This window comes from Synechococcus sp. LTW-G, assembly GCF_054459035.1.
The window spans coordinates 1-1,032 of record NZ_JBTKYW010000020.1; the positions used below are offsets into that span (position 1 = coordinate 1).

The 1,032-nt window shown below is 64.7% G+C and carries 1 protein-coding gene; it reads right to left on the reverse strand.

Features of this window, described 5'->3' with window-relative positions:
- Positions 1–1,004: ISL3 family transposase (locus ACXIQ9_RS12590; protein ID WP_459016857.1), on the reverse strand; the 1,004-nt coding region annotated here is incomplete at its 3' end.
- Between the last annotated feature and the right edge of the window lie 28 nt (positions 1,005–1,032).

Genomic DNA, 1,032 nt, shown 5'->3' on the forward strand with positions numbered 1-1,032 from the left:
AGGCCACTCGCCTGAGCCATGTTGAACCATCGTGTCCAACGCCACCGGGCGGCCCGCTCGGTGCGGGCGTACCAGAGCTCCTTGAGCTGGCTCTTCATCAGATACACCACCATCAACGGCTGATTCAGATCCAGTAACGTCTTCAGCTCGTCCGCCTGATCGGCCTTCAGGTTCTCCGGATTACGCAGCAACAGCCAGCGTGATCGCTTCACGGCCCGTCGTGCGGGCTTGTCCTGTCGCAGTTGGTTGGCCTGATCCACCCGGACCCGGTCGATCACCTCCCGGCCGAATTTGGCGATCACATGGAACAGGTCGTAGACCACCCGGGCGTTGGGGCACCAGGCCTGTACCTCCAGGTCCATGGCGGTGTTCATGTCCATGGCCACCGCCTCAATGTGTTCACAGTGCGCCCCCAGCCACTCGAAGCAGGGCCGAATCGCCTCCCGGGATCGACCTTCGCCCACCCACAGCACCTGCCGGGTCTCGGCGTCGATGACCACGCTGGCATAACGGTGGCCCTTGAACAGGGCGAACTCGTCCATGACCAGGTAACGGACCAGACTGAGGTCAGGCTCGGGCAGGTCCCGGGCCAACCGGGCCTTGTCGATGCTCTTGAGGGTGTGCCAGTGCAGCCCGGTCAGGCCGGCGATCTGCTTGAGCGGCAGCAAGGTCAGCAGTGTCTCCACGTGCTGGCGCAGCCGGTGGGTCAGCCGGGCTCGCGGGGCCAACCAGGACAGCGCTTCACGCCCGACACCGCAGCGGGGGCAGCGCACCCGTCGCACCGGCACCTCCAACCAGACCCGGTACTCGAACAGATCCCGGTCTCGGACTCGCCGCGTCGTCGTGTCATGGATCAGGGAGCAGGATCGCCGGCAGCTTGGACAGCAAGGCGGCACTTGAGGGTCGGGGATCAGGTAAATCAGGCACTCGGAATCGGAGAGCGGAACGAACCGGGTCGCTATAAAGCCTTCCCAGCCCGAGCCGGGGAACGTAGCATCGCCCATGGCGGCAGTGTCCTTGTGTGGTTGCTTG